This is a genomic window from Mesotoga infera (genome assembly GCA_011045915.1).
GTDB classification, from domain to species: domain Bacteria; phylum Thermotogota; class Thermotogae; order Petrotogales; family Kosmotogaceae; genus Mesotoga; species Mesotoga infera_D.
The window spans coordinates 1-4,160 of record DSBT01000210.1 but is presented as its reverse complement, the minus strand read 5'-3'; the positions used below and the strand labels follow the sequence as shown (position 1 = coordinate 4,160).

At 46.7% G+C, this 4,160-nt stretch carries 8 protein-coding genes; all 8 read left to right on the top strand.

Going from position 1 to position 4,160, the window contains the following annotated elements; all coding sequences use genetic code 11:
- Positions 1 to 2: 2 nt before the first annotated feature.
- Positions 3 to 740 carry a class I SAM-dependent methyltransferase gene (locus ENN47_07535; protein HDP78020.1) on the top strand — a complete coding sequence of 246 codons (738 nt, stop codon included), beginning with the start codon at positions 3 to 5 and terminating at the stop codon, positions 738 to 740.
- 226 nt (positions 741 to 966) lie between these two features.
- On the top strand, positions 967 to 1,458 hold the full coding sequence (locus ENN47_07530; protein HDP78019.1) for a Na+/H+ antiporter subunit D: 492 nt from the start codon (positions 967 to 969) through the stop codon (positions 1,456 to 1,458).
- Entirely contained in the window at positions 1,455 to 1,709 is a 255-nt protein-coding gene (locus ENN47_07525; protein HDP78018.1) for a cation:proton antiporter, read from the top strand. Before ENN47_07530 ends, ENN47_07525 begins: the two co-directional genes overlap by 4 nt.
- Positions 1,706 to 2,050: a monovalent cation/H(+) antiporter subunit G gene (locus ENN47_07520; GenBank protein ID HDP78017.1), complete on the top strand. Its 345-nt coding sequence runs from the start codon at positions 1,706 to 1,708 to the stop codon at positions 2,048 to 2,050. The genes ENN47_07525 and ENN47_07520 overlap by 4 nt, the downstream gene beginning before the upstream one ends.
- On the top strand, positions 2,047 to 2,289 hold the full coding sequence (locus tag ENN47_07515) for a DUF4040 domain-containing protein (GenBank protein ID HDP78016.1): 243 nt from the start codon (positions 2,047 to 2,049) through the stop codon (positions 2,287 to 2,289). The genes ENN47_07520 and ENN47_07515 overlap by 4 nt, the downstream gene beginning before the upstream one ends.
- Positions 2,286 to 3,044 (top strand): cation:proton antiporter, encoded by a 759-nt coding sequence (locus ENN47_07510; GenBank protein ID HDP78015.1) that lies wholly within the window; start codon positions 2,286 to 2,288, stop codon positions 3,042 to 3,044. Before ENN47_07515 ends, ENN47_07510 begins: the two co-directional genes overlap by 4 nt.
- Entirely contained in the window at positions 3,041 to 3,391 is a 351-nt protein-coding gene (locus tag ENN47_07505; GenBank protein HDP78014.1) for a cation:proton antiporter, read from the top strand. The genes ENN47_07510 and ENN47_07505 overlap by 4 nt, the downstream gene beginning before the upstream one ends.
- A partial coding sequence (locus ENN47_07500) for a sodium:proton antiporter (GenBank protein ID HDP78013.1) occupies positions 3,388 to 4,160 on the top strand: 773 nt, incomplete at its 3' end. The genes ENN47_07505 and ENN47_07500, both read left to right, overlap by 4 nt.

The following is a 4,160-nucleotide window of genomic DNA, read 5'->3' as shown; positions in this document are numbered from 1 at the left end:
ATATGCCAAATCTCTGCCTCTACGCCGGTTCAACAAACCCGGAGTTGTACGAGCTTCAGAATGAATTGATCGACCCGGAAAGGAAAATAGAGAAGGTCATGGAAGAGTTCTGCGATTTGGATGGCAGTGTAATTGTCGATGTTGGGGCAGGATCAGGCTTTCACTCACATATGTACGCAAGCACTGCTTCTATGGTTTACGCCGTGGAGCCGAATTCGGCAATGCTAAAACAATTGATTTCAAGGCAAGCCCGTGACTTCAGATCGAACTTCTCTGTGGTTAAGGGATTTGCTGAGGATCTACCCTTGAAATCTGATCTGGCAGATATCGTGCACGCGAGACTTGCGTATTTCTTTGGTCCGCCCATGAAATACACAGAGAGTTGCGAAGAGGGGATCGAAGAAGTCAAGAGGGTACTGAAGACTGACGGGTATTTCTTCAATATTCAGAACAATTACTCTTCCGGCAAGTATGCGGATTTCCTCGAGCTCTCATACGGTCGGGATCTGAAAAGCCTCCAAAAAGAGATTTCCGAATACTTCTTATCAAAGGGCTTCTTAGAAAGGGTTGTAAGGACGAAATGGAAAGCAAAAAACCGTGAGGAAATTGAAAAGGCTCTCACGCTCGAATTCCCAATCGAGAAGGTGGGGCAAATTATGAAGGCCTTCTCCGGCAACGAGTTCTCACACGACTTTTCAATATTCATCTTCAGGAAAACATCCAGCGTCGAAAGAGTTTAGAGTCTATCTTTTGGGCTCTTCGAATTGCTTATTGAATTATCATTGACACATAGTCTTTTCCTGGATCATCGGTAGTTCGTCAGTTCAGTAGTTTTCGACTTATTGCTGTGGTAATAATGTGAAATGATGAAAGATAAAGGATGGTAATACCCTGTACCGGGTTATGGTATGATACTTTCATCGGTAAGTGGAATATTTCACAAATTTCACATAAAGGGGTGGTGCAATGGCCCTGCAATTCATCTCTCTACTGGTAATCTCCTTTACCATCTGGCTGGGCTTTACTGGGAGTCTTGCTCTTGCCGAGATACTTCTTGGGCTTGTGGTTTCGATTGTCGTCGCCATTATCTTGAGCAAGTATTCAAGATTCCGGATCGGTCTCGACTTTCCTGTTCGCCTCTTCAAATTCGTGTTCTTCTTCCTTCCAATCTTCATTTTGGAAATGGTTAAGGCAAATATCGATGTGGCCAAAAGAGTCTTGAATCCTTCTCTTCCTATAAATCCTTCGATGGTCGAAGTTGAAACGGATTTGAAAGGGGAGATCTCGAAGCTCACTCTGGCCAACTCGATAACTCTCACACCTGGAACCTTGACCGTTGACATTGGTGAGGACCGTCTCTTGGTTCACTGGATAGACAAGAAGGCCGATGAACCTGAGAGAATAAGAGAAGAGATCTCGGGAAAGTTTGAGAAGAGAATAGGGGGGATCTTCGAATGATAGGCTTCTCCATCTTCTTTTCGCTAATTCTCGCCGGCGCCGTACTGACTCTCTACAGATTGCTGAGAGGGCCGACGGTTCCAGACAGAGTTGCAGCGCTAGATATATTGAACGTGATGATTACAAGTGCGATAGTGTTATTTTCTCTAATCGATGGCAATCCCCTCTTTCTAGATATAGCGCTTGTATATGCTGCGCTCTCCTTTCTTGAGACCATAGTGATTGCCAGGTATTTGGAGGGGAGAAGATGATAATACTGGATATTCTGGGATATGCGCTCTTATCCATAGGTGCATTTTTCTTCTTTCTTGGAGGCCTTGGAATGCTGAGGATGCCCGACGTTTTTAACAGGCTTCAGGCAGGGACGAAGGCGACTACACTGGGCTCCTTCTCCGTAATACTCGGTGTGGGGCTGATAAACCCTCAGTGGCTATTGAAGACAATAATCATAGTCGTATTCATAGCTATTACAAATCCCGTCGGGAGTTCAGTGATCGCCAGAACGGCCCTGAAGAAGGGAATAACACCGATAATTAATCAGGAATCTCGAAAGGAACCGGACAGTCTCCCCGAAGGTGGTGAGGAAGTGTGAGCGTATTCTCGTTCATAATCGGAGTAGTAATGGTGGGACTGGCTATTTTCGCAATCGAAGCTAAGAAGCTGCTGACTTCCGTGATAATGCTCTCCGCAATGAGCCTTCTGTCTGTCATACTGTTTGTAATCATGAAGGCCCCTGATGTCGCAATAACGGAAGCTTCTGTTGGAGCCGGTCTCACCACGGCTATATTCCTCCTCTCCCTCAGGAAGCTTAAGCGAGCTGATGCAGAATGAAGCGAATTATATCTGCTCTTATAGCACTTCTTTTCTTCTTCATGATCGTAACTGTTCTGAATTCCGACTCTTCTGATTCTATGGGGATTCCAAGATACGGTGAAGTGAAGCTCTCTGAAAGAGTCTCTGCGAAATACATCGAGAAATCGGTGAATGGGAATGAAGATGTGATTAACTTTGGAGTAACTGCCGACGCCGAGACCGGTTCGGCAAACATGGTTACTTCGATTGTCGTCAACTACAGATCATTCGACACCCTCGGAGAGGTGACGGTACTCTTCATTTCGGCAACAGGAGTTGGACTGCTTCTTGGAGGGGGAAGAAAGAGGATCGGTTCGGTGATATCCGTAAGTCCTGTTGTCAAGACTGCCTCTAGAGTGATTGCCCCATTGCTTATGGTACTGGGGATATATGTATTTGCTCACGGCCATCTCACACCGGGCGGAGGATTTCCCGGAGGAGCGATAATTGCAGCCGGTTTCTTGCTTCTCGTTGTGGTTGACGATGAAAAGAGAGCTTCAAAGGGACTGAAGATACTGGAGGGTACAATGGGACTTCTCTATGTACTCATAGGGATAGCCGGTCTGCTGATCTCAGGTTCCTTCCTGAGTAATTTCCTTCCCACGGGCGTTGTGGGAGAACTTTTCAGTGCGGGGATAATCCCCGTTGTTTACTCGATAATCGGTCTTAAGGTCGGAGCAGAGCTTTCCGGAATTGTAGATGACTTCATTTCGGAAGGGGGCGATGAGGTATGATTCAGTACTTCTCTATGATGCTTGTCGCCGTCGGCTTATACGGCCTTCTTTCGCAGAAGAATCTCGTGAAGTTGATTATCTCCTTGAATATCGCGGAGATCGGAGTCAACCTCTTCATTGTCTCAATTGGTTACGTAGAAGGGGGAGCAGCTCCTATTTTGTCTTCGGTCAGCGACAACTCATCGCTTCTTTTCGTCGATCCTCTTCCCCAGGCTCTAGTTCTTACTTCTATAGTCATTGGGGTGGGCGTAACGGCTCTAGCCCTTTCTCTTATTGTTTCTGTGAGCAAATCAAGGAATACGATAGATATCACGGAGCTCTCGAGTGGGGGAGGTGATAGCGAATGAATCCCGTATGGTTGATAGCGATACCCCTGGCACTAGCCTTTGTGAGCGCGTTTTGGAGGAGTGTCTCCGGGTGGGTTCTGATTATTGCCGCCTTCTTCAACGCCTTTGCCGGAGTCTTCGGGGTCATGTCCCTCACCGTTACAAGCTTCTCTATTGGCGGCTGGAAAGCTCCATATGGTATCAGTTTACTCGTTAACGACGCTACGAAACTTTTGCTTCCCGTCGCAAATATACTCTTTCTCTTTGCAGTGTTGAGTTATCTACGAAAAGGAGGAGAAACTGCGAGGTATTCGGTGGTTTTCTTGGTGGCTCTTGCCTCATTGAACGGGATCCTTTTAACCAACGATCTCTTCAACCTCTTCGTTTTTCTTGAGATTGCCGGAATCACCGCATATCTTCTAGCATCTACTGGAGAAGGCAGTGGTTCAAAGGTTGCATCTTTCAAGTATCTGATAATCGGATCTGTTGGATCGCTGTTGTATCTTCTTGGGGTCGCGATTCTTTACGGGGCGGCCGGCACACTCAACATTTCTGAACTCGCCGCAAGGGTATCTTCCGGGCAAATCAGCGGGGATGTCACATTAGTCTCTTCACTTCTTATTGTTGCGGGTCTTGGCGTTGAGTCGAAATTGCTTCCCTTTAACGGCTGGGTTCCCGACGTTCTGACTAAATCATCTCGTGTTGCGACATTAGTTCTTGCTTCGGTCTATCCTCTTGCGATGGTGTATGCCTTTTCAAAGGTCTTACTCGCCGTAGGAGACGATCGCGT